1 protein-coding gene is annotated in these 698 nt (G+C 50.0%); it reads right to left on the bottom strand.

Annotation, left to right across the window (positions count from 1 at the left end; all coding sequences use genetic code 11):
• Nucleotides 1–641 (bottom strand): sporulation protein (locus tag R7E78_RS26765; RefSeq protein WP_318058692.1); only part of this gene is annotated, 641 nt, incomplete at its 3' end.
• Nucleotides 642–698 lie beyond the last annotated feature (57 nt).

Raw genomic sequence — 698 nt, 5'->3', positions numbered from 1 at the left:
AACCAAAGCTTGAGGTTTTGCTCATCGCGATGCGCGACAAACTCTAACTCGCGCCATACGCCATGATATGGGCCATCAGTGGGCACCATTTCAAACTCTTGTACAAATGGCAGTTCGAAACCTTTTACCTCTTCACATTCGACTTGGCGAATACGCAAGCCTTGGGCTTCAAACGCTGACAATATGGCATCCATAAGTGGGTCGGGTCTAACGGTGAGAATGTCTTTGTCGGTAGGGTCAAGCGCCATCGCCACATCTAAGCCGGTTTCTAGCCAGACTTTTGCATCGCCGATGGTCACTGGTGTGTTCCAAGGCACGTCGAGTTGGACGTCGAAGGTGCGCTCTTCACCAGGATGAATCGTAAAGGCGTACGGGAGATTCCATTTCGCCAAGACATGCGTTTGCGGTACTCGACGCATGCTGTGCCCTTCTCGCGCACCACGGTCGTCCGGAGCCTCTGCGATGTAGCGGCAACAAAGCTTCATATCGATATTATCGATCGCTTGCTCTGTCGCGCCACCATAAACGTGAATAGAAACATCCACACTTTGACCGGGATAAAGCACATCCTGATTTAGAATCGAATCTACCTTAGCGCTGCCGATCCCAAAGCTCGCAAGTGTCTTCTTCAAAAATGACATATGCACCTCCTTTGTCGAGATCTCATACTACTACTGCTGATCATGGGATCAAAAAGA

The organism is Vibrio sp. YT-19(2023), from assembly GCF_033337395.1.
This window is presented reverse-complemented; position numbering and strand designations above follow the sequence as displayed.